A 23,925-nucleotide genomic window follows, 5' to 3' on the forward strand; every position below is an offset into this window, starting at 1 on the left:
CATGGCTACGAAATATTTATTAGATTTAATTAAAGAAGAATATCGTGACGACTTTATCTCTTTGGATACGCATGAAGATCAAGAATACAAAGAGTTTTGGCAATTTGAAGCACGAGATAAGTTGCTTGAAAAGCTGCAAAACTTTGTTTTAGATGCACAAGCTTATAAAAGTAGTCGGGTTAAAGATAAAAATAAAACTTGGCTCTCACACAATGCAATATTAGTGAATGGTACAAGAGGAACAGGTAAAACGGTTTTTTTAAGAAATTGCCAAGCTATGTGGCGGGTACATTGTCAGCAAAACACGAACTTTGCGACATCCAGTATTTATTTTCTGCCCGCAATAGATCCCACTATGCTGATTGACCAAGATAACTTTGCCAATGTGATCATAGCGCAAATTTACAGTGAGGTAGAGTCGTGTCTTACTGGTGAAGCGAGCCATTCACCAATACGTGAAATCGATGAAGCAACTAAAAGTGGCTTTTACAAGGCATTACAGAAACTGGCTGATTCATTAGGAAAAAAGGAAGAATTTGACGGCTGTACAGGCATAGATAAAATCTTGCAATATAAATCGGGGATCAGTGTTGAAAAGCATTTTCACAGTTATGTAGAAAGTGCTTTGCATATATTGGGTTGTAATGCTTTGGCGTTACCCATTGATGATGTTGATATGGCACTGGGTCGGGCTTATGAAGTGGTTGATGAAGTTAGACGTTTATTAGGCTGCCCATATATCATACCCATTGTGAGTGGTGATTACAGTCTTTATGAACAAATGGTGGGTATTCACTTTGATGAAAAAGCGTACAGGAAAGATACTCAAGATGGATTACAAGTAGAAAAAGGGAAAGAACTCGCTGGTGATTTAACCAAGGCCTATTTGACCAAGGTGTTCCCGAGCCAAATGCGGATCACGCTACTACCGATACACTATATTTACCCGACACTGCGCTTTAAAGCTGCGCCAGATAGTAGTGCACCAGATAAAAGTATGCGAGATAAACAAAGTCAGTATTATGAGTATCGTGATTATGTTAAAAGTATTTACGCTGAATTTTACCCGCTTTGTTTAAACGAAGAAGTATTACATCACTGGCCCAAACCTGAATTTGCCCGTGAATTTACACAACTGGCGCGTGCTATTCCACCTAATGAGTTAGTGCTGGCAAAGACGGATAAATCGCTAAGCTATAAACTGTGGAAAAACTACATCAACTGGGCTGAGCAAAAACAAGAAGGCCTAGCGTATACCAATGCAAACTCTTATTTAACCTTTAAAAATGGCTCTGAAAATGACTTGTTTAATATATTGGATTTACCGAGTTTTAATCCAAAGAAGCAGATTAAACAAGATCATATTCAGTGGGCGGACAAGCGGTTCTTACGTTCTCAAATGCATGCATTGGGTATTGAAAGTAATCAAGAAGCAGCAGAGCTAAAAGGTGATAAGGGCGTTGATGGCTGGAAAAAAGATAATGTAGCGTTACTGAAGGCGGCATTTACCTATACCGATAGAGCACTTATGAGTATGCCGCCGCTGGAGTTCTATCACCCTAAAAGTATGGTGTCTAAACAGCTGCAAATTTCTACTACAGCTGATGTAGCAGCGACTTTGCAGCCAACCAAAGGTGTCGATGGCTCAGTTGCTAAAAAAGAGCAAGAGCAAACAAGAGTTGCTAGCTGTAGTTTGGATGGACTCTTGGTGACCTTATATACCCAAGAAGATGCGTACTCAACGTTAGTAAATAACTATCGGTTTGTTTGCTTAAGCAGAGCGTTTGAGGTTTTGCTGTATTCATTTTTAATGCCTGACAGTGGGTTAAAGGTGGCAGATAACGTAAGAGGCATTTTAAATCGCAGGCCTTTTTATAGCATCTTTAATATGTCACCAACAAAAGCCCTTGAAGATGAAAGTATTGATGATCAAGGTGACAGAATTGAGGATAAAGATGAGTTGACGTTTGTTCGTAATATGGATAATTCGGGTGCGATTGGAAAAGATGCCATTTGTGATGTGCTTGAAGTTGAAATTTTAAACTGGCGTAATAAACACCAAACCTTGTTTGAGGGTATAAGCGGTGAAAAACTCATTCCCATCTTTGCTTATATGTTTAATAAGACGTTTACCGCATTTCATTCGTTTAGATTTAATAATTTCATTAAAGGGAGCATTAAAGGGAGCATTAAAGGGATCATTAAAGAGAGAAATTACGAGAACGAGTATTTGACCGATCATATAAAACGCTTTGAGTATATGCTCGTTAATGCCGCTCATACCGCAATGATAGAAAGTACAGCCGTGCACGCCAGTGTTGCAATTACACCACGAGAGGAAACGATTAGAGATCCTAAAGAATTTAGAAAATACGACCGAACGCTCGGTCGAAATACCGCCCTTTTAGAAGCGCAGGAAGCGGATGAAAGCAGCGTCAAGCGATTATTTATCAGCAGTTTAAAGGATCACCCGCTGTTTACTTTAATAAGGGCAGATGAGACAAATGACTCGGCTGTTCCACCAAGAGTGAAGCTGGGAAAAGCTCAAGAAGAGAAGCAACCAGAGAAGACAGGAAAACGTGATGTTAGAGCACCAGCTACTCTTTTAGAGTTAGTAGAAGCCGAGGCTTCGTTTGAAGAGCGTCGAGGTGAGAGAATAATTTCTATTCATTCGGATAGCATAGTTACGAGTATTGAAGCCTACATTTTGAAACATGACCTTCACAGCTTAGCTCTGTGTCGGCCAAACAATTTGACTGAAATGAAAAAGCGCATTAAATACAATTCAGCGCTAGGTGAATTGTATTTATATTTAGATGAAACTACGGAGTTAAACTTTGACTCACTTAAAAAAGTGAATGGAGATTTCATTAATAATGTTTTAGTGGTGATAAAAGAAGTGGTTGAGAAGCATCAATCATGATTTTAATTAACGATGTTCAGCTGTGTGATATTGCCTTTTTATCCTCTGATAGCGCGATTGAACAATTGCATAAAAAGGGTGAATTGGGGCATGCATTTTTCAGCAATTTGACGCGTTACATTGCAAATTATCAGCCCTATATTCAGCGTAACTTACGTAAAGAAGATATTTTAAATCAGCTGCTTGCATTTGGGTATGATAAACCTGGAGTAACCATTCAGTCGGTATTATCTCGCTTAGCCAATACCTTTTTAGAGTGGCAGGGAGATCATTTTGATGTAAAGCCACATAAGCTAGAACAATGGTTAGAGCTGTTGTCACTAGTTGATGGCAGTTGGATTATTGCGCAAGCTTACACGGATATAGCACAAGACTATCAGATTGGCGATCACGATATTATAGAGTGCGTGAGTTCACGGCAATGCCCTCATGCATTTACCAATGAAGAACTACAAAAGCCATATGCTGACAATCATGTGCATTTAGGTGGGCATGGTCACATAGGGCCGTCATTACTGAGCTTTGCGCTATATGGTGAGTCGCTGCCAAATACCGGTTGGCCTACACGACCTGAATATACCTTATTTGAGAGCGGCCACTATGCAAAGGATAGCTTACCACGCTGGTGCGATGTGTTAGGTGGTCAGTTAATTGAGCGTGCTTTTACAAGTGAGGGAAGTGATACGCCAATTGATACGTCCGTGACTCAATTTGAGCCGTCTACTCAGTTGGGTTTATATTACTTACGTACTCAAGGCGCATCTAACTTGGCACAAAAAGCGTTTATGAGCGCACATAAGCGGCCAATTCGTTCTGATAGACGTTGGTTGTTGTTTTGCCTAGGGGTGCTTAATACGTCAGCGCCCAACATGGCGGCACAATTTGTGCGAGTAGCAAATGTCCTGCGTAATTATATGGTCGTATGGGGGACGGGGCTGAGTCAGTTTGTGGAAACATCTAACTTTAGTGCTAGAAAACAGCGAAATCGGCTTAATCAAACGACCCACATGCTTGATAGTTTATCTGCGGATATTGAGCAAAGCACTTTTCGGGAGTTTCGTATTGCGCCTAATTTGCTATTAGATAAACAAGCAAAGTTAGACTCCAAGATACTTCACTTAGCTTTGTCATCAGCCTATAAACACGCTTTAGCTGAAAATATCCATTTTGTGGTGCACTTTTCTCGTAGTTTAAAGCACCATGGTATCAAGCGTGACGATCGTTATCATAAGCCGCTTAGGGCTCAGATAAAACAACAAGTGGGCGCATTGCAGCGGTTTAAGGGCTCGGTCACTTTTTCGGATCAAGATGTTCAAACATTTAATGCAAATCGGCTTTTAAAAGCACCGCAAAGTATTGATTTACGCAAAGCTATTCGTGGATATGACGTAGCAGGCAATGAAAATGACTTGCCTATAGAAGTGTTTGCTCCCGCACTGCGGGTTATTCGAAGTGCAAAATATCCAACGGTTGATATTTTCAGTAAACGTTTTCAACGACCATTTTTAACGGTGCATGCAGGGGAAGATTTTAGCCATTTATTATCTGGGTTAAGAGCCGTTGATGAAGCTGTTTACTTTTGTGATTTTAAAGCGGGTGATAGGCTGGGCCATGCACTGGCTTTGGGCGTTATACCTACACTTTGGGCAAATAGGCAGCGGGTGGCCTATGTGACTTTGGGAGATCATGTAGATAATTTGGTATGGGGATATCAAAAAGCATTGGAAGTGGTTCAAAAAGCCCCGCGTTTTACTGGGGTGTTACATTTATTACAAGAAAAAATTAACTATTGGTCTGGCAAACTACATGAAGAGGATGTTTATACCACTCGTACTCTTTATGAGGCATGGAAATTGAGACGCAATTGTCCTGAGACATTGAAATTAAGTGCAGAGCATCATGCCATTCCAGAGGTGCACGCTTTAAACCCAGGTTATCAGCATTGGGTTGTGGATTTTAACCCTAAGCAGGCTGCTTCTCTGTCTGAAAAAGAAATGACGTTATGGAGAAAGTATATTCTGGCTCATGTGAGACAGGATGCATACTATCAATTAAGAAAGACCCCTGTCATTATTGATTGTTTAGCCAAACAAAGTGGAGAGCCTTATCGCGTTGATGAAGGGCGATTTTATGACTCTATATCGGCCGCAGAATTAGAATTATTTGAAGCTATTCAAGATCTTCAAATGGAAAAATATGCAGCACAAGAAATAATGATAGAGGCGTGTCCAACATCAAATATATATATCGGTCGATTTGAGCACTATCATGAACATCCTATTTTTAGGTGGGACCCACCAGAGCAAGCATGGTTAAATACTGGGAGCAAATTCAACCGATTTGGTTTACGAAAAGGCGCTGTTCCAGTGTGTGTTAATACTGATGATGCTGCGCTAATGCCAACCACAATTAAAAATGAGCATCGCGTCTTGCAAAAATCGGCGGTAGAACATTTTGAAGTCGGCATTAATAAAGCACAAAGCTGGATTGAGAAAATTCGAGAAACTGGAATGAATACATTTCAACGTAACCATCTTGAGTGGGTGAATAAATAAGAGGTCATTCACTCTCCTAATTTAAATAAGAGAGTATATGGAATTATTTACATTTTTAAATGCGCTAGATAAAGACTTAATCGCTAAAAATACCAAAATACACCTCGCTGTTAATAATGGAGATGAGAATCCGTTAGATATGTATTTTGCTGATAGGTTTGACGCATGGCAAGCGGTGCAAAATAAGCAAAACTTTAATCGCCATTATATTGTGGCATTAATACAACTGCCCGAATCAAATACTTGGCTATTTATTGGTGCCTACCGTGTTATTGCCAACCGCTGGGCGAATGATCATTATGTGTATACGACAGAAAAATTAAAAGGCACAAGTGATTATGCAGGCCGGTTGAAAGTCGCGTTTCAGCGTACAGGCAGGCAATCTTACCTATTGGCAGAGAATTGGTGCGACGATATGACGGTGCATACATTAATGCCAGAGCGATTGGCGGTTGAGCATTTCAAAGGGTATCAATTTACAAAGCTGTCAAAAGCGCATCTAGATATTATTGTGAAGCAACAAGTACAAAGTTGGAAAACGGCATTAGAAAGTGTGTCTGGGGTGTATTTAATTACCGACCTAGCAAGTGGTAAGCATTATGTTGGAAGTGCAACGGGTTGCGAAGGTATTTGGCAGCGTTGGTGTGACTACTCAAAGCATGGTCATGGATACAATGAACGTTTAATTGAGGTATTGGAGGTTCATGGGCCTGATTATGCTCATCACTTTCAATTTAGTATATTAGAAATCGCAGATACGCACATGACTGCGGATTATATTCGCACACGAGAAGCTCATTGGAAAGATATATTGGGTAGCCGTGTTTTTGGATATAATGGCAATTGAGTAATTCAATATTGATGACTTGCAGGTAAGTTATATTTAAGGTGCTAACGTTAACGAGCAGAGCTACAATATATAAAAAAAGGAATCAATATGACTGGGTTAATCGCCCCCGAAGCAAAAGTCGCTGGTAAAGTTTTTTCGGCGTTAAAAAAGCGCTCTGAGCAACGCCAGCAAGAGCAGATCCTGTCGATGTTAGAGAGCAACATGCTGTCTATTGAACAAGCAAAATTAAAAAGCCCGAGTTACTTGGCGTGTATAATTCGTACGATTGAAGCTGTGGAGCGCGCATCTGTTGAAGCCAAAGTGAATGCGCTAAAAAACTTATTTATTGTTAGTGAAACCCAAGGAATTATTGAGCACCAACCTGATTTTTATCAAGAAATATTGGCGATTTTTTCTGAGCTATCTTATCGCGAGATCATGATTTTACACTATTTGTCGGAAGGGGGCTTACCTTACACTGACGACTTACACGTTAAAGAACCAGAGCGAGTGGCTGATGATGACAGTTTACCAAACCCGCATGAGCAATACTCAGACGCACTCGATCATTGTGTACGAGAACTCAATGTAAAAAGGGATGTAGTGGGTGCATTACTCGGTAGATTGTCACGCACTGGGTTAATTGGTAATGCTGAAGAATGGACCTCTCTAGTCTATTTTTTCACCCCCCTTTACCGTGATTTAAAGCTGTTTTTCTCGCATGAATATTACCAATCTTAATGCGCTATTCACACTTGTTTATTAGTGGTGCACGCTAAGTTGATGCTTGAAATTTATTTGGTGTATGAGCTTGTTCAGAATGCGTCTGATTAATGGTAAGTTGAACGTATCTATCGTGGTGTCAGAACCACTCAAAAACACTAGAAAGTTAGATAAAAAACGGTGCTAATTTAGCACCGTTTTTTCAAGTATACAGCTCATTTGTAAGCGGAGGAATTATGACTTATTGCATAATAATTATGCTTTCCCATTTGGGTTGAGTGTTTTAGAAATCAAATAAATCAGTTGTTCCTTATGCGCAGCGCTGACCGTGTCACCTTTACGGCGCTTGATCATATCTTTAATTTCTTTCAGGTTGTAACGGGCCAGTGCTTGAATGCTTTGCTGGCTTGCACCTAGCTTGTCGTTATTGGCAATTTTTATTAAACGATTTACATATTCACGTTGTAGATTGCGTCTAAAGCTATTAACGTCTTTTCTTGCATCGACTTTGAAAATCGCATTCGTCAATTCAGCAAATACTTCATCTAATTTAAATTCGTTACCATACAGTTCGGTATCTACAATACGTTTTAACACAACAGGGTGAAGCACATGATTGAGCACCGATTTTTGTGTGCGTAATGCCATATCATGAAACTTTGGATCTTCTGTTTTTGAGTAGTTAAAGAAGAAACGGCGTTGAGTTTGCAGGTGTTGTGCCAGCGCTTGATCGACAGAGAATGCATTTGGTGCGAACACAAAATTACTTAATGCTTGCATAGCACGTCGTTGTTCTTTTTCAGGCACGGGTGTGAATGGGGTCTTTGCATTTTTTTGACCCGCAAAATCACGCTCTACGTATACGCCGCCAATATAACGAGAAATTACACCTACATTGTTGTGATATTCACGGTTTAGTAGCGCGTAGTCGGTCACTAAGCCTTGATAAGATTCACCTTCAACAATAGAGCGATTTAATAAATCGGAGACCAGTATATTTACTGTTTCTAAACGATCGGTGGCGTAGCCGATTGCGTCATTTGATAAGTCATAAATATTAACGCGTGGGTCGATGGCTTTGCCTGGTGCACGCATATCATCCGCATCGTTGCCAAACGCATTACCCAGTTCAGTTGAGCGCGCTAAGATTTTATTTAAGCGTTGTTGCTCTGCGTGCGCATTGTCTAGTGCACTAGAGTAACCATATTCAATGGCCCAGTTATCATATGGGCCAGCCATAGTGGTGTAGTACAACCCTTGCTTCTTTCCATGCGGGGCAAAGTTAATCGCCGGATATTCCATGACAGAACCAGTCAGAGGAAGGTTGTCACTTGGCATAATTGATTGCACTTTGTCTTTTGAATGCAATTGGCTCGAACGCATATTGTGGTTTAACCCAAGCGTATGACCCACTTCATGTAGCACCAAATAATGTAAGTACTCGCTGATAAAGCGTGCTTTATCAGCACTGCTTGCTGAAGAGGCATTTAAGGCTGCTTGTCCAAATTGTGCTGATTCGAACAATGCTGAGTGGTCATGATGGTCGTTAGATGTTGTTGCTTGTGTGCCACTGAATAAATCAAGTGTATCTAAACGGCGTCTAAAGCTTGATAGCTCAAGCATAATATCTGACCCTAGGATCTGGCCTGTTTTTGGGTTTGCAAAACTAGGACCATAGCCTGAAAAGCGCACTTTTGGAGACGATGTCCAACGCATTACATTGTAACGTAAATCTCCTGCATCCCATTTAGCATCATCAGGCTGTACCTTCACTACGATGGCGTTTTTAAATCCCGCTTTTTCAAATGCAGGGTTCCACGCTAATGCTGCCTGTTTGATTGTGTCTCGGTATTCTAGTGGTGTGGTGTTCTCAATCCACCAAACAATGGGCTCTATCGGTTCAGATACTGCGGCGTTTGGATCTTTTTTCTCTAAGTGCCAGCGATTAATGACATCACGATATGGGGTCGGGTCTTGAAGTGATGTCATATCATATTTTGTTTGACCAAAATAACCAATACGGGGGTCATCAAAACGGGCCTTGAAACTATTTTCCGGCATAGGGACTAGGCTGTGGCGTACATGAATATTAATACTTCGATCGTCAGTAAAGGCAAAATCCGCGCTAGTTGGTCTGGTAACCGTCGGTCTTACTGGGGCACCGTTATCATAAACATATTCAATGCTTAAATCGGTATTTTTAGGGTAGTTATGCAGTGCTAAATATTTTGTTTTATCTTTGCTTAACTTACCAAGTGTCCGGCGTTTTCCCGGTTTCTGCTTGGGGTTTTTAGATGGTTTTATTTGCTTAAGGGCTTCTGTCAAAAAAATACTTTTGGCATCAATGAGGATATCACCGCTTTTTTCATCGTGTGCTTTAATCTTTACGCTGGCAACAATTGGGCGGTTAATATTTGCATCTTTGGCACCGCTAACTGCGTTGCTAGGAGCAAAATAAAAATGTTGATTTTCAGCGCGAATTTCAATGCGATTAAAGACGCGATTGAATGTATAAACAGTGCCGCCGCGGTAGTTTCCTCTGAACCCAAAGTCACCAGAACCATCTAGTATTTGGGCAAAGTGTATAAACTCGCTGTTCAGTTGTGATTCGTTTAACTGTAGTAAAACGGCGCCTGATTTATTACTTTGAAATAAGGTAAAAAGACCTTCGTGCTTAGTATGGTTTTTAGTGAGGTCAGCAATCGTTTGCTGCTTCTTATTTTCAGCTTTTGTGGTTTGTTTGTCAGATGCATAAGCTGGCAGGCTGCATAGTGATGTGCTGATGCATGCAGCAATGCCAAGTGCGATCGTTTTTTTATGAAAAGTCATAGATATTCCTAACAGGTACAATATCTAGAATATAACGTGTTATGAGCCTAATAGGTGAGAAAGTACGGCGAAATTCATAAAAATAGGGTGAACTGGGAAGCTTGAATATTAACTAACCGGATAATGATGATCAGTGCTAAACCAATCATCATTAAGGGTGGGTTGTATTGGGCTTCTCATTATTTAGTGTGGTTAAAATTTACCAGATGGCGGCCAGTTTGGATTATCTATTTCATCCTCACCCACAGCTGTATCTGCTTCCATGGCAATGGATTTCGGCACATTGTCTTTTGGGATCACCACCTCTACCAAGAAATTGGTATCTGGATTAGCACGAATTTCCTCCATAACATTGAGTAATTCTCCTAATTGACTGACTTTACGGCCTTGTCCACCAAAAGCATCGGTTAAATTGGCGATATTCCAACTTGGCAGCTCATTATAAGGGTACACTTCATCTAAGAGTGGGTCTTTATAATCGACTGGCGGTGTTCTAAAAGGATTTGGATTAACTAGGTATTGCTCAATACCATAAATGCCATTGGCAATAACAAATACCACCGTATTTTGTCCGTAGGCATGTTGATCTGCAACGGCCTGACACGTTTCATGAAATGCACCATCGCCCACTACTACAATGGCGCGTTTGTCTGGATAAGCGCATTTAACCCCGGTGCCAGCTGGCACCGAGTAGCCAATAGATAGCCAAGAAGCCTGCGCTACAAACCCATTTTGACTTGGAATTTTTACACTTTGGGCACCGATAAGTGGAAAGCCAGCATCGACCACCATGATATCATCTGTGCAAAGCCATTGGCCTAAAGTATGGTAAAAATTGTCATACCCGAGTGTGTTTTGAGCATGGTACTGGGTGGCTAAGAGGGGAGGCTGTTGTTTTAGTCGTAGGCCCGAAAATGGAGCGTTTTTTTGTATTTCGAGTTCAGAAAAAGCGACAATAAGTTGATCTAAATAGTCGCTAAGCTGAACTGATGGATAAAACTCAGCACCAACATGTACACCGTCATGGGCTGCCAAAATCGTTTTGTCGCTGCGTATGTCTTCATTACCTGTATCTTTTCCGGTGGTCCAAGCGCCAATACCAATGAGTGCGCCTTCATCACCAACCAGTGTATCAATTTCTTCATTTTTAAGTGTGACACAGCCTTCAAACCAAGGATGAGTTTCAGCAATGACAGACTTACTCATTGCAGACGTCACGAAATGAATATGGTTTGCCGGCAGTGTATGGCTGGTGTTGATCACATCTAACAAAGCCAAAAACTTATCTTGTAGTCCATAACGTTGTAGCTCTACGCCAGCCCAAAAAATACTTTTTGGCCGCTTTAACATCATATTAATGGTTGCTTTTGCTGCATTAGCCGCTTCACTGATGGTTATTGTGGCATTCACACCACTGCTGAGTTTTCCTGTTGGTTTTACGCAGGGGGTTCGCCACACATCTTCAGCGACTTCAAAATAGATAGGTCGCTTTTGAGTGAGCATAGCGGTAATTGCAGAGTCTATTTGAAAAGGGGCTTGCTGTGCGTTAGTAATACGCTCAGCGGCTACCGTAATAGGCTTAAACATATGAATATCAACAAATTGATACCCGGTTGTATGTGAATAAAGTAAACCAGTTTGTTTTGATATTTGATCTTCTTTATTGGTTGGTGCGCCATTAATAAGTATGACCGGGACTTGTTCAACAAATGAGCCCGCGATGGTATTTAGTAAGCTAAAAGCACCAACGCTATAGGTAACATACAATGCACTGACACCTTTTAGCCTCGCATACGCATCAGCAGCAAATCCTGCACAAATCTCATTAGCATTACCGGAAATAGTAATTGGCGTTTCTTTATCGGCTAAAATAGTATCGAGCAAAGCGGCTGTATAATTACCTGCTACGCCAAACATTTGTTCAACACCAATTTCTTCGAGGCGATCTTTTAAATAATCAGCAACACAATATTCATTGATAACGTTATTCATTGCAGCTCCTTGAATTGGATCAAAAAAGGCGGCAAAAATACCGCCTGTTATTGAGGGAAGTTATGGTTTGTCAAAATAGGTTAAATTCACCCCTATTACCGTGTGTTCGTCGAGGTGTTTATCAATTGGCGCATCACTTGCTGAAAATTGACCATCAATGTATAGGTTGATCAGTTTTGCTGAATTTTCTTCATATACAGCTTTGATTGCGGTTGAAGGAGAAACATGTGTTGTGCTTTCATATGCTTCACTTAAAGGCGCCAGTCCGAATCCACGTTCAAGTACCAAATCTGTTGAGCGCAGTGCACCTTCAACCCAACCTTGATAATCAGAAAATGCTTCACCGCAGGTGAATAAGTTAGGAAGAGGCTCAATTAAATCTTCCATGACTTGTCTGTCGTCTGCGCCTACGGCCCATTGGTGTACACCGTAGCCAAATTGTTGGCTCACAGGAATATCAAAATTTACGCTGCCTTCCCAAATTCGTGCACTGGTTAATATAGGCTCTGGCACATAGTGGGTATTGAAGATTTCTTTGAAGAACTTAGTTGCCTGTTGCACCACGGCAACTGAAGCGGGATACATGTCACTAGGGACATTCTCTACCGATTGTTCTTGTTTCGGGTTATGATAAAGTTCGCCTTTGTTTTGTAATGCACTCCAAAAGTTAATGTTTAAATAATCACAGTAAATGGTGAGTGCGGCGGGGCGTTCGTATTTTTGACTATTGACAGCATCAAGTTGATGTTGCACACTTTTACTGGGGTCGGTATCTCTTTCTTCATACATAAGTGCCGCTGCAAGCTCATCGTTTACCGCATAAAATGGATAAACAGATCCCGTGGGTAAGTCGGCAAAGTTGGGTCCAAACTCAACCGCCGGACGGCCTGTTATCCCTCGACCCCACCAAGCATTATCATAATATAGGTTAATTTTCAGCAATGGCTGATTGGACGCGGTTTGCAGTGTATTCCAGAGTTTTTCACTGTGCTCTTTAGGCAATCGATTAAATGCATTTGATTTTACAAACAAGCGTTCTAACGCTAAGCGTGGTAATCCTAGAATAACTTTTTCAGCATGGACTTGACTGCGATGTTCGCCCCCTTGTTCATCTATGTGGGTATAGTGCAATATATATTTTCCAGATGCCTCGTCGTGATCAATTTCTTCAATACTGGTCTGTAAGTGAATGCGCTCAGTACCAATCTGATCAACGAGTGCGTTAGGTAATGTACTAAAGCCATCCTTAAAAGTTCTAAATTGTACATCTGCAGGAAAATCTTCTAACAATTGATAAGCGACACCAGCATTCATTTTCGATAAAAAAGTGCCGTTGAAACCCAATACGCGATATAGCATGGTGATACATTCTTGGCTGTAACCCATATCTGAGAATAAGTCCCATAAAGTCCATTCATTCAGACCTTTATCTTGCCATTGACAATCTAAGCGAAATGCCTGCCAAAATTCAGGACCACGTACTTCAGGGCGCGCATCAAAATGTGGATTAGCTTGTAAAATTCGGTTAAATACTACATTGATGATGTCTTTCGGATTAACGCCTTGTTCAGATGGCGACAAATTGTACAATTCGGACCAAATAGCATAATTATCTTGCTGTGCATCTGTAACAGAGAAGCTCTCGCCACGAAAATATAGACGGTTGTTTCCATCACTGTTCATAGGAAAAGGAACTATTTGATCCTGTAGATCCAACGACAAAAAGAGTGCCATTAAATCATCCATTCCCTCGAATAAGAAGCGCATGCCGCCTTGCTCTTCTTTGACGGTAATGAACTCAGGTTGACCTTCTCCTGTATGTTGGTTTTTAAAGTTAATGAGGTCGGAGTCTAAGCGACCCCCTGTTCTATTTGAGCGTTCGAATATCGCGAAGTCTTGTGTTTTATGTTCTTTTTCTAACCGCCACGCGCTATATAGACCTGACATACCAGCACCAACAACCGCCACCTTTACCGATTTCGGGATCGTTTTAGACTTTATCTCGTTACCAAATTTATAATGGGTCATGATAGTTCCTTATATGGATGAGAGGAGATAACACATTGATGTAGATAGCTCCTTGTTGTTAATTTTTGTCCAGTGTTTCGATTTTTTTAGACTTGTAATTTTACCTTTTGTTTACAAGTTTTTGAGCATATAAACTTTAGTTCATACTTAACGAAAAAGTAATTACAGCAGGTTACATTTTTATATTTTTGCTTAGGTTATTGTTTTCTATTAAAAATATATTTTTATTTTAAATCAATGTACTATGTTTATCGGCATGTGTAGAAATAGTGAAAAGAATGAGCAGTCACATTACTTTTGTTATCCTAGTCATCGATTGATGATGAAGATAATTACAGAAGGAAACACTCAATACAGGTGGCTTCTTTGGTGATAAAACGTGCACTAAAGCAGTGTATTCCGTTATACCTTAAATATGCAGCTAACATGCTGGTTTACTACATCAAATAAGGGCAACCAATACGTAGTTGTGCCGCCTGTTTTTTAATAAATCCAATTAGGTATTAAACGCTAAGGACATAAAATGAAATTACCACTTTATCAAGTTGATGCATTTGCGACTCAAGCTTTTGAAGGTAACCCAGCTGCGGTTATACCGTTGGCAGATTGGCTAGATGATGTGCTATTACAAAAAATAGCGGAAGAAAATAACCTATCTGAAACGGCTTTTTTCGTTGCTCACGGGGATAGTTATCAGTTGCGCTGGTTTACACCATTGGAAGAAGTTGATCTGTGTGGTCATGCTACATTGGCCACTGCACATGTATTGTTTACACATTTGGGGTATGACCGTGAGCAGATTTGCTTTTTAACGCGCAGTGGTCCACTTTACGTTAGCAAGGCAACGGGCGGGTATTCAATGGAGTTCCCTGCGACTATGGTCCACCCAATTGATGCACCTGACGTTTTGTTAAAAGGGCTAGGTAATATGACACCTTGCCAAGTAAGAACTGGGTTTGACTATGTGGTTGTACTCGAGAATGAAGCAGCGGTGAACGCGTTGAACCCAGATTTTAGCGCATGGCAGCAGCTTGACAAACGAGGTGTTGTTGTCACAGCCAAAGGAGACCATGTGGATTTTGTGAGTCGCTGCTTTTTTCCTAAACTACGTGTAAACGAAGATCCTGTAACAGGCTCCGCACACTGTGAATTAGCACCTTTTTGGGCTGAGGTTTTCAACAAGACTGAGCTTGTTGGTAAGCAGCTTTCTGCAAGAACAGGTGTTGTTGAGTGCAATGTGAAAGGAGAAAAAGTGGTATTGTCAGGTCAAGCCATCGATTATTTGAAAGGTGAAATTAGCGTTTGATATTAATGTAAACGCTATGTTTGAGTGCTTTTAGAGTTTTAGTACACAATAAGAAGAATGTTAATAAGGATAAATATGTTAAAGAAATGTGGTGCTATGTTTGCTGGCACTTGTACAGGGCTTGACTATTCTTACATTTCATTAAGTACTAAACATACCTCTAGAGCCGATGCTTACCTTACTGTTGGTGCATCGTTATATCAGCACAGCACTAAATTTGATATTTGGCCTTATTTAGACTCACGGTACATTGGTGCAGAGCTAGATCAGCTGCGTATTTATGTAAAATAAGTGAGTAGATGATTGGTGTTAAAGCTGATGAAGTTTTAGTGCAGTAGGGTGTCACCTTTTATCAGATAACAGTAGAAGCTGGGTTTACGTAACCCAGCTTTTTTATTGCAGTATGGATATCTTATAGCTATTATTTAACACAGTCCCTAATACAACTGATATTATTTCGTTGCTTTATATTTTAGTGTGACATTTTGATAGGGGAATATGCCGCGAATACCAAAGTGCCATGTACCGCTTTGGGCATTGGTTAAGGTACATTGTTCATTGCTTCCCCAAAGGTATGGACGACAATCAAAGCTGAGAAAATAAGGCTTTTTATTATGTCGAACATACAAGTCGGCTTCACCTTGTCCCTCAATATTCACTTCTAAAGTATTATACCCTTCAGGAAGTTCAATAGAAAAACGTTGCCACCATAACCAGCCATTGATATCTGTAAATTCTCCTTCAATGATATCTTGGGCAGGCGTCGTATCAAGCTCAATCACAATGGGATCGTGATCTGAAGAGCGATAAGCATGCTCTGAATACAAACTTGCCTTGTGCTTATCAGATTTATACTCAGTATTATAGTCAAGTGCAGCTGGTTCATCTGCATTAATATGCCAATCAGATACGGCTATGACTTTATTCATAAGCTCTGTACTGGCAAAGGCATGGTCAAGGCTTCCAATACGTCCTTTATATACATATGAATAGTCAGCTGTATTGCCATTTAACTGTTGTTTGATATTGGTATATCCTTGCTCAGTGAAGGTACGAATAGGATCTTCTTGGGCATAGGCATTAATATCACCTAAGATCAATGTATCAGGATCAGATATGCCCGTTGGTTCAGTTGAAACCCACGCTGAGAGTGCTTTTACTGCATTGATACGAGTAAGGTTCCAGCAACCTTGCCCATCATTTTGGTCTTGATCTAACCCTTCAGCACGGCTACAGCTCCCTTTGGATCTTAAATGTGTAATAACCACATTGAACGCTTCTTGACTGGCCAGCGACTCAAAAGTTTGCATGACAGGTGGACGGTTCCCGTAATCAAATGGTTCGGCTTCAGTAAATGACGGATCACCTATTTCTTTGACTTTATTACTTCGGTATATGAGTGCCGACATAATGGCATCGCCACCGACTTGTGCGGTGTTCAAATTGACATAAGCATATTGGTTGGTGCTATCTTGTGCATTTAATGAAGAGGTTAAATCGGCCAGTGCACTGAGTTCATCAAAACCATCGTTCTCCATTTCTAAAATACCGATGATATCGGCATCTAGATCAAGCATAGCAGTGATTATTTTGGCTTTTTGACGGTCAAATTCTTCTTGAGTGTCGGCCCCTCTGGGCGTTGGAAATCCGCCACCTTGGCCGTCACCGTTAAAGTAATTTAAGACGTTAAAACTGGCAATACGCAAATCTCCCCGCTCGGCTACATGAGGAGCTTCAGTACGGAGATTCTGTTGTATAAAGTTCGGTTGCTGTACTGGGTGAATACGATACTGCCCGTACCCAAAGCCTAATACGCCTAGAATATTGTTGACTTTATCTCCTAGCCTCATAGTATTGTAAGCATCAAGTTCTGGGGTTGGATAGGGGATCACTTCTGGATTTTGAGTTGAAATACCATCATCGAGGGTCAGCTCTTTTTGCTTATTTTGTACTTCTAATGCATTAGCTGGCTCACCGGGTAGGGCGAGTTGAGTTGCTTGATACAGTCGCTCACTGGCGAGCTTCACTTCACCATAACGTTTTAAACCATATGTATCATTTACAATGAGTTCATTGGTCACATTAACCAACATACCTTCGTATGCTTCTAGGCTTGGAAGTACTGGCATGGTGATATCCGTTGAAGATACCGGTGCTGTGCCACAATTGGCAATACCATTGACAGAATTAATTTGAGTTTGTCCGTACTCTTCGTGCACTTTCCCTGAAAGTTTGATTACATCTCCAGCAGTCACAGTGGAGCCAGTATAGGCTACAAATATTCCTTCTGAAGTGAGAGGATCATTATCATACTGAGAGGTTTCTTCTTGTATGAAAAAACCTTTGAGTTGGTCGTCCCCTTGCAGTGCTGTTGTAACAACACCCTGTATCTCAACATATTCTCCTAATAATGGGCTCTCATCGGTGTTACCTTGAATTGTACTTATGAGTACATTGTTTTCGTTACAAGTGAGCGTCGGCGGTTCTGGTGGTTGTTCATTGTTATGTTTGCCAATATTAGAAAAGTCATCTTTTGCCAATGCTGTCCATTGTTCAGAAGGAATAAACGCGTCGCTATCGTCACTATCACCTTGTGAAATACTGCTAATGCGTATTAAAGTGCGATCTTTAGTGCTCACACCTGAATCAGACCAGCTACTACCAGGATCAACCCCTTTTTGGCCTAAGCTATCGATTGTATTACCTGCATTACTCAGTATTACGGCATCATCACCATTGTACCAACTGCCACCTGAGAGTAGTTGTGCTTTATTCGCAAGCTCTGCCGTTGCGCTAGTGTGTGCAATAACAAAGGTGGTATTTGCTGCTATGGAGCCTTCAAGGTTGATGGTTCTGCCTGCGGTCGTTTTACCATTGAAGTAATAAGAGAGTGCATAACCGTCTAAGTTAATGGTATCTGTGCCAGTATTATAAAGCTCAATAGCCTTATTATTACTACTGCCTTCTATATATTCAGAGATAATGAGTTGTGCATGTGCTGGTACGCATACTGCCGAAATGAGTGATGCTAAAATCGCTTTTTTTAACATTTTCTTATTGTTCCCGTGTTAGATTTATTATTTTGAATAGAAAATTTAGCGTAGATATTCTACTTTAATTTTGTTTCTAAAATGTGTCAAATGTTTTTATTTTGTTGTGTTTTTGGTTGGGAGTCTTGTTTTTTAGCATGGGATTAGAAACGTTTGGTCGGGCTGTGTTGGTATAGTCGCTGCCGGATAAGGTATGTATGGATTAGAGTGAAATTGTAGGATCTTACTTTTGAGTAAATTTGTCTATTTTAAGTATGTGCTGGTAAGTGAATAACTTTACATGGATAGTAAGTACACAATAGTGAAGCTTGAGTGTCGCAAGTGAGCATCACGACATTTAAGTCGTGATTATATTCGTTAGCAAATAAACCTTTACGATTGAGCTGTAATTTTAGCTGAGATAATCCCTTTTTTGTTCTCATATCGGTTATATTAACCGGGTAGACTGATGCTCTAATGCGCTTCTAAGAGAAAAATAGTCACCGGTAGATACGGCCAATTTATGGATTAATTTCAGGAGATGGTTTTACTCACTTTGTCTATTTTTTCAATGGCTTGTTCCAATTGTTGAGTGGTTATATATGGTGCAGGGCCTAATCTCAACTGATTCCCACGGCTATCGCATTGCACGCCTTGAGTAGCTAGTGCACTGACCCACTGAGCCGCTACAGGGGTTGTCAGGGCTAAAAAACCGGCATTGTGAGTTAGTGAGTGAGACGAAAATTCAAAGTGTGCATTCAGCTTTGGCTGTGATTTAATACCGTTGGCTAAATACAAAATTTGTTGTTGACTAACAGCCCTTAATTTTGAAGGGGTTAGCTGCTGCTGAGCAAAAAAATCAAATACGGCAGCGGCGCGGTAGTGACTCGTTGGATCGTAAGTTGAACCATCAAATGCGCTACTACCCACCCCATATCGTACCTCACCCGGCGATTGCTCTAGCAGGCTAAACTCTGCAAACCACCCAGTAATGATAGGGCTTCCTTGATGGCTTGGTGGTATGCGCAACATGCAGTTTCCTTCACCGGCTTGGCAGTATTTATATCCGCCAGAGACAATAAATGCATGCTCTAAGTCCCACTCTTTTAGGCTAAATGGTACGACATTGAGCGCATGATATGCATCGACTAAACAAGGAACCGTGAGCGTATGGGCGTAACGTGCAACATGGCCTATGTCATTGAATATCTCGCTGGTACCGTAAAATACAGCGGAAAGCATGACCGCGTCAGTGTGTTGATCAATTTCCTCAATAAGTCGTTCAGCCAATGTTTCACTCGGTTGAACAGGTACATTCACTATCTTTATATTGAGATCTTTTAGGCGATTCAGTTGTCGTCGCATAGAATGGAATTCACCATCAGTGGTAACAATTTTGATAGGGCGTTTTCGTGGTGTTTTAAAGCATGATAGATCAGATAGGAACCTGAGTAATAGCTCATGAGTGGATGCGCCCAATGTAATTTGGGCAGTGGGATCATCGAGTAAAGATGCATAAAACGCTTTCACTTGAGCTGCTTTTTTAAAAGCCAGCTGCCATTTATCGTCTATGTGCTCAGCAGCGTGTTGGTAACACTCTAAGACCCCTTGCTTGGCAACGTTTGGCCACGCTTGATGAGAATGACCTGATAAGAGGATTCGTTTGTCAACTTTAAAATCACTGTAGTGCGGCTGCAGTAATTTGGCGAATTCTGTTGTCATTATTTTACTCCAATAAAAGCAGTTATAGGTGAGTACGTAACTCAAAGAGCTCAGGAAAAAAACTGATATCAAGTGCTTTTTTTAAAAAGCTTACCCCTGATGAGCCTCCCGTGCCTATTTTATTGCCAATAATACGTTGAACCGTATACATATGCTTAAAACGCCACTGCTGGAAGCTATCTTCAATATCCACTAATTTCTCGGCAAGCTCATATAAGTGAAAGTACTGCTCCGCGTTTTGGTAAACCGTTAACCAGGCATTTAAAACACTTTTGTTTGCTTGATACGGCAGGCTAAAGTCTCTCTCTAGGACCGCCTTATCGATTGGTAACCCGTGGGATTTGAGTGCAAGCAATGCTTCATCGTATAAACTTGGTTGATTGAGAATGTATTGCAGTTCTTGATGCACTTGAGGGTTACTTTCGTGTACTTTTAGTAGCTCAGCGTTTTTATTGCCTAACAAAAATTCGATCTTGCGGTAACCATAAGATTGAAACCCCGAAGAGTGACCGAGTGTATCGCGAAATTTTAAGTAATCTACAGGGGTTAACGTCGATAGAATTCCCCAAGACTGAGTGAGCTGGCTAAGTATTTGTTTTACTCGTGCGATTACTTTAAAGGCATGTCCAAAATCGCCACTTTTGATATTTTCTACCGCTTCATTGAGCTCATGTCCTGCGAGTTTAATCCATAACTCACTGGCCTGATGGATGACGATAAATAGCATTTCATCGTGCTGGTTAGAAAGAGGGTGCTGAGCATTCAGTACTTTTTCTAAATGTAAATAATCACCGTATGACATGTCATCTTTAAAGTCAGTATGAATGTTGTCTTCAATTGCTCGATAGTTGGTTTGACCTTCAGGGTCAGTGGGCTTATTGCTGTACGGACAACTCATTGCTTTTCCTGTTTTATTTGGTGCTACTAATTGGTTATTTTAGTTTTTTCTAGTGCAGAATAACAAGCAATGACCATTTCAACAAAATACACGTGATTTGAGAAAAGATGAGCTATCCATATTTATCATTTTGACATGGCGAAATATGAATATAAAACTGGTAATAGGCCATACTGTTAGAATGAGTATGGCCTACTTTTTAAGTTAGTATGCAGTAAGTTGGTAGTCACTTCCGTCTTTGGCCGTATACTGTTTAACACTGGAAGTGTTACATAACGCATGTTGAACACCGGTTAAAAAGCTCACCCAAAGACGTTTTAACTGTGGCTGAACATGTTGATTATCTAACGCACTTAATGCTGTTTCGAATTGAATATCATCGATATGCGCGACATCACTTTTACCTGTATTTCCACAGCGGTTAAATGTGAGTTCAACGTGTAATCCATCTGCTTTTTTCAGTAAAATAGCGGTTGGATCATCTTTATGTCCACATAAAGCAACAAATTGACAGGGCTGTTTTAGCCCACAATGAGTCCCATCTGCGAAGAAAGCCATTAGATGATTGTAGTAAACAACGTAATGCGTGGTTTGCATATGTGAGCCGTAATCTAATGGGCAATGTTCATCTAAAAATCGTTTTGCTAGTTCTAGTTTTTGACAACCTTGTACAGAATTGTCGATGGGTGAACGGGTAAGTGCTGTCATGGTATGTTCCTCATTCTTCGAGTCAGATAAATATTGTGAGAGTGGACAAATTCAGTGTAGAAGAATATTTTTTATAATTTGACAAAAAGAATTTTACAGTGTGAATTTTACAAATAATGCTAAGGTTAATGTCTATGCAATGTAACTGAGGTCAAATAAAAACAATGAAAAATAACCAAAGTTTGATGCGAAAATCTCATTTTACGGGGACAAAAATTCGTAATTTGCGAAAACGAAATAATTTAACGCTTGAAGATTTATCGGCACGCTGTATTAGAATTGATGCAGGTTCAGCACCCTCGGTTTCATATTTATCAATGATTGAAAGAGGAAAGCGAACCCCGAGTATGGATATGTTAGACAATTTAGCGGAGGTGTTTCAAAAGCCCATTGATTGGTTTTTAGACAATGATCCTGAACCCAACACAATCGCGCCGATTAAGGGGAATCACGGTGGAATTGAAGGTATGGCGTTAGAGCCTAATTTTTTATTCTCTAATGAGATACTACAAATTGCTATCCCTGAGATGCTGTCGCAAACGGGGATAAGTGGCCGTCAATTTGCTCACTTATTGATACGTGCACATCAAGAGCACCATCAAAATCATTTCCCTGATTTAGAGCGTGCTGCCGAAGAAGTGGGAAAGAAAAACCTCTATTTAAATGCCAACGATTTACTCACCATTGCCAAGGAAAAAGGTTTAAATATCAAGTGGTTTGATAACTTACCAAAAAATTTATTAAATCAAGAGAGGGCGGTAGATGACGTATTGGTAACATCCTATTTCACACCACCAAATACTGTAAATCTAAATACACTATTGCATCAGCGAGAGAGCCGTTTAAAGTATGATCTAGCTGTTCATATTGGTCATGCCGTGTTACATAACTTGGAAGGTTTACACTGTGTATTAAAAATAGGTGGCAGCGATGTTGAAGTACAGACTGAGCTGAGTACACCCAATGCACAAGATACACTGAATGCATGGCGAGATTTTGAATCTAGCTTTTTTGCAGGGGCTTTGTTGTGCCCTAAGGCCCCATTTCGTCAATTACTCGATAGCTGTGGATATGAGATTAAAGTGCATGAACAGCTTAATATTTCAGCATCTGTTGCAATGCGCAGAATGACGGTTGTGTCGTCTTACCCTCACTGGCATTATTTTGATGCTTATCAACCAGGCAAACTAAAAGCGGTGTACCGAGGTAATGGGATCCCATTACCATGGGGTAACATGCGTGTTGTCGAAGACCCTTGCCAACATTGGGCGGTATTTCGTAAATTTACTGATGACTCAGGGGTGAGTAGCGCGCAATTGTCTGTGTTAATGGTGGCAGGCGAGCCGAGATTATATTGTTGCGAGTCTATACAGGTACATGATTTAGCTGGAAGTCCACATATTTTATGTGCTGGAATTGATCTCACTCCTGCAATAGCAGCGCAAGGCTTTGATGCCCCCGAGATAATACGTCAACTGCAGCAATTATGTATTAAACATGGGGGATCAAGTGTTGTGCCTCACGTATTAAAAACACAACTTGTGAGTGTTGCTAGAATCTTAAACATAAATTGGATAGAGCGTGGAATTGAAAATGAAGTAAGAGTTATTTGTACTCGCGGTAATACGTGTCCTAGAGAGCCAAGCTGTTATCAGGCTTAGCTTGAATGGATGTACCTTATATAGTACCTTGTTTTGGTTTTAGTTATAAAGGACATTAAATGAAAGGCTCAATAGTACGGTTAACTTCAAGCTGTGATGGGGTGAGTGAGATTTTTTCAGAAATAGATAAATTGATGCACTCATTGTACCCAAACGAACTCAACATATTGCTGTCCGTAGATGAAGTTGACCAGGATAATAGTGAGTTGTGTGGAATTTATATTGAAGGGGAGTTAGCCGCATGTGGTGCTGTTATTTTCAAGCAGGAGGACAATGCTAAATATGGGGAGTTTAAGCGAATTTATGTCAAGCCCCAGTTTAGAGGTTTGGGTCTCTCAAAAAGAATACTGTCACACTTGATTTCGCTGGTCACAGAGCGGGGTTTAAATAAAATTATGCTTGAGACTGGGGTTAAACAATATGAAGCAATCGCATTGTATCGTTACTTTGGTTTTTACGAGCGGGATAGTTACGGAGCATATAAACCAGATCCGGAATCTATGTTTATGCAGTTGTATGTGGCGGATAAACCAATCTTGGCACAGACATAATTTTATTAAAAATCGAATATTTTAACTTAAGTACTTAAATATCTAACTTTTTGTCACGCAAAATGATTTTTATCATTTTCTTTTAGCTATAAAAATTGTAATTAATGATTCAATATAAAACACTCTGTTTTAGGGCTTTTTATATTGCTATTTTTACTAACTTTAGTAATA

General features: G+C 40.4%; 15 protein-coding genes. 8 read left to right on the forward strand and 7 right to left on the reverse strand.

From position 1 onward, the window contains the following. Window position 1: 1 nt before the first annotated feature. The 4 genes from rdrA (at window position 2) to PAUR_RS21210 (ending at window position 7,048) form a co-directional block, all read left to right on the forward strand. Window positions 2-2,923 (forward strand): antiviral RADAR system adenosine triphosphatase RdrA, encoded by a 2,922-nt coding sequence (gene rdrA / locus PAUR_RS21195; RefSeq protein WP_192509706.1) that lies wholly within the window; start codon window positions 2-4, stop codon window positions 2,921-2,923. Next, complete coding sequence (gene rdrB, locus PAUR_RS21200; RefSeq protein ID WP_192509707.1) at window positions 2,920-5,478, forward strand: antiviral RADAR system adenosine deaminase RdrB; 2,559 nt, start codon at window positions 2,920-2,922, stop codon at window positions 5,476-5,478. The genes rdrA and rdrB overlap by 4 nt, the downstream gene beginning before the upstream one ends. Before the next feature lie 37 nt (window positions 5,479-5,515). Beyond that, window positions 5,516-6,325, forward strand: coding sequence for a GIY-YIG nuclease family protein (locus PAUR_RS21205; RefSeq protein WP_192509708.1), 810 nt, complete (start codon window positions 5,516-5,518; stop codon window positions 6,323-6,325). A 90-nt stretch (window positions 6,326-6,415) separates the two neighbouring features. After that, the gene (locus PAUR_RS21210; protein WP_192509709.1) at window positions 6,416-7,048 is read left to right on the forward strand and encodes a hypothetical protein; all 633 of its coding nucleotides are present in this window, start codon (window positions 6,416-6,418) and stop codon (window positions 7,046-7,048) included. Window positions 7,049-7,285: 237 nt separating this feature from the next. Here the strand turns inward: PAUR_RS21210 and PAUR_RS21215 are convergent, their stop codons facing one another. From PAUR_RS21215 to PAUR_RS21225, 3 genes are all read right to left on the reverse strand, one after another. Continuing rightward, window positions 7,286-9,859 carry a zinc-dependent metalloprotease gene (locus PAUR_RS21215; RefSeq protein WP_192509710.1) on the reverse strand — a complete coding sequence of 858 codons (2,574 nt, stop codon included), beginning with the start codon at window positions 9,857-9,859 and terminating at the stop codon, window positions 7,286-7,288. A gap of 192 nt (window positions 9,860-10,051) precedes the next feature. After that, a complete protein-coding gene (locus tag PAUR_RS21220) occupies window positions 10,052-11,851 on the reverse strand; it encodes an alpha-keto acid decarboxylase family protein (protein ID WP_192509711.1) in 1,800 nt (599 codons plus the stop codon). A 60-nt stretch (window positions 11,852-11,911) separates the two neighbouring features. Beyond that, a complete protein-coding gene (locus PAUR_RS21225; protein WP_192509712.1) occupies window positions 11,912-13,879 on the reverse strand; it encodes an FAD-dependent L-amino acid oxidase in 1,968 nt (655 codons plus the stop codon). Between the two features lie 523 nt (window positions 13,880-14,402). Here PAUR_RS21225 and PAUR_RS21230 point away from each other — a divergent pair. Next, window positions 14,403-15,185: a PhzF family phenazine biosynthesis protein gene (locus tag PAUR_RS21230; RefSeq protein ID WP_192509713.1), complete on the forward strand. Its 783-nt coding sequence runs from the start codon at window positions 14,403-14,405 to the stop codon at window positions 15,183-15,185. A gap of 75 nt (window positions 15,186-15,260) precedes the next feature. Then, window positions 15,261-15,476 carry a hypothetical protein gene (locus tag PAUR_RS21235; protein ID WP_192509714.1) on the forward strand — a complete coding sequence of 72 codons (216 nt, stop codon included), beginning with the start codon at window positions 15,261-15,263 and terminating at the stop codon, window positions 15,474-15,476. A gap of 161 nt (window positions 15,477-15,637) precedes the next feature. Here PAUR_RS21235 and PAUR_RS21240 read toward each other — a convergent pair whose 3' ends face one another. The 4 genes from PAUR_RS21240 to PAUR_RS21255 form a co-directional block, all read right to left on the reverse strand. Further along, complete coding sequence (locus PAUR_RS21240; RefSeq protein ID WP_192509715.1) at window positions 15,638-18,235, reverse strand: ExeM/NucH family extracellular endonuclease; 2,598 nt, start codon at window positions 18,233-18,235, stop codon at window positions 15,638-15,640. 513 nt (window positions 18,236-18,748) lie between these two features. Beyond that, the gene (locus PAUR_RS21245; RefSeq protein ID WP_192509716.1) at window positions 18,749-19,936 is read right to left on the reverse strand and encodes an aminotransferase class V-fold PLP-dependent enzyme; all 1,188 of its coding nucleotides are present in this window, start codon (window positions 19,934-19,936) and stop codon (window positions 18,749-18,751) included. A gap of 22 nt (window positions 19,937-19,958) precedes the next feature. Next, entirely contained in the window at window positions 19,959-20,834 is an 876-nt protein-coding gene (gene kynA, locus PAUR_RS21250) for a tryptophan 2,3-dioxygenase (RefSeq protein WP_192509717.1), read from the reverse strand. Between the two features lie 204 nt (window positions 20,835-21,038). Then, on the reverse strand, window positions 21,039-21,542 hold the full coding sequence (locus PAUR_RS21255) for an aldolase/citrate lyase/malate synthase family protein (RefSeq protein WP_192509718.1): 504 nt from the start codon (window positions 21,540-21,542) through the stop codon (window positions 21,039-21,041). A gap of 164 nt (window positions 21,543-21,706) precedes the next feature. Between PAUR_RS21255 and PAUR_RS21260 the strand changes: the two genes are divergently transcribed. Together PAUR_RS21260 and PAUR_RS21265 are read left to right on the forward strand one after the other, a co-directional pair. Then, window positions 21,707-23,203 carry a DUF3612 domain-containing protein gene (locus PAUR_RS21260; protein WP_192509719.1) on the forward strand — a complete coding sequence of 499 codons (1,497 nt, stop codon included), beginning with the start codon at window positions 21,707-21,709 and terminating at the stop codon, window positions 23,201-23,203. 59 nt (window positions 23,204-23,262) lie between these two features. Beyond that, window positions 23,263-23,754: a GNAT family N-acetyltransferase gene (locus PAUR_RS21265; protein WP_192509720.1), complete on the forward strand. Its 492-nt coding sequence runs from the start codon at window positions 23,263-23,265 to the stop codon at window positions 23,752-23,754. Window positions 23,755-23,925 lie beyond the last annotated feature (171 nt).

Origin of the sequence: Pseudoalteromonas aurantia 208, from assembly GCF_014858725.1 — a bacterium.
Classification (GTDB): domain Bacteria; phylum Pseudomonadota; class Gammaproteobacteria; order Enterobacterales; family Alteromonadaceae; genus Pseudoalteromonas; species Pseudoalteromonas aurantia.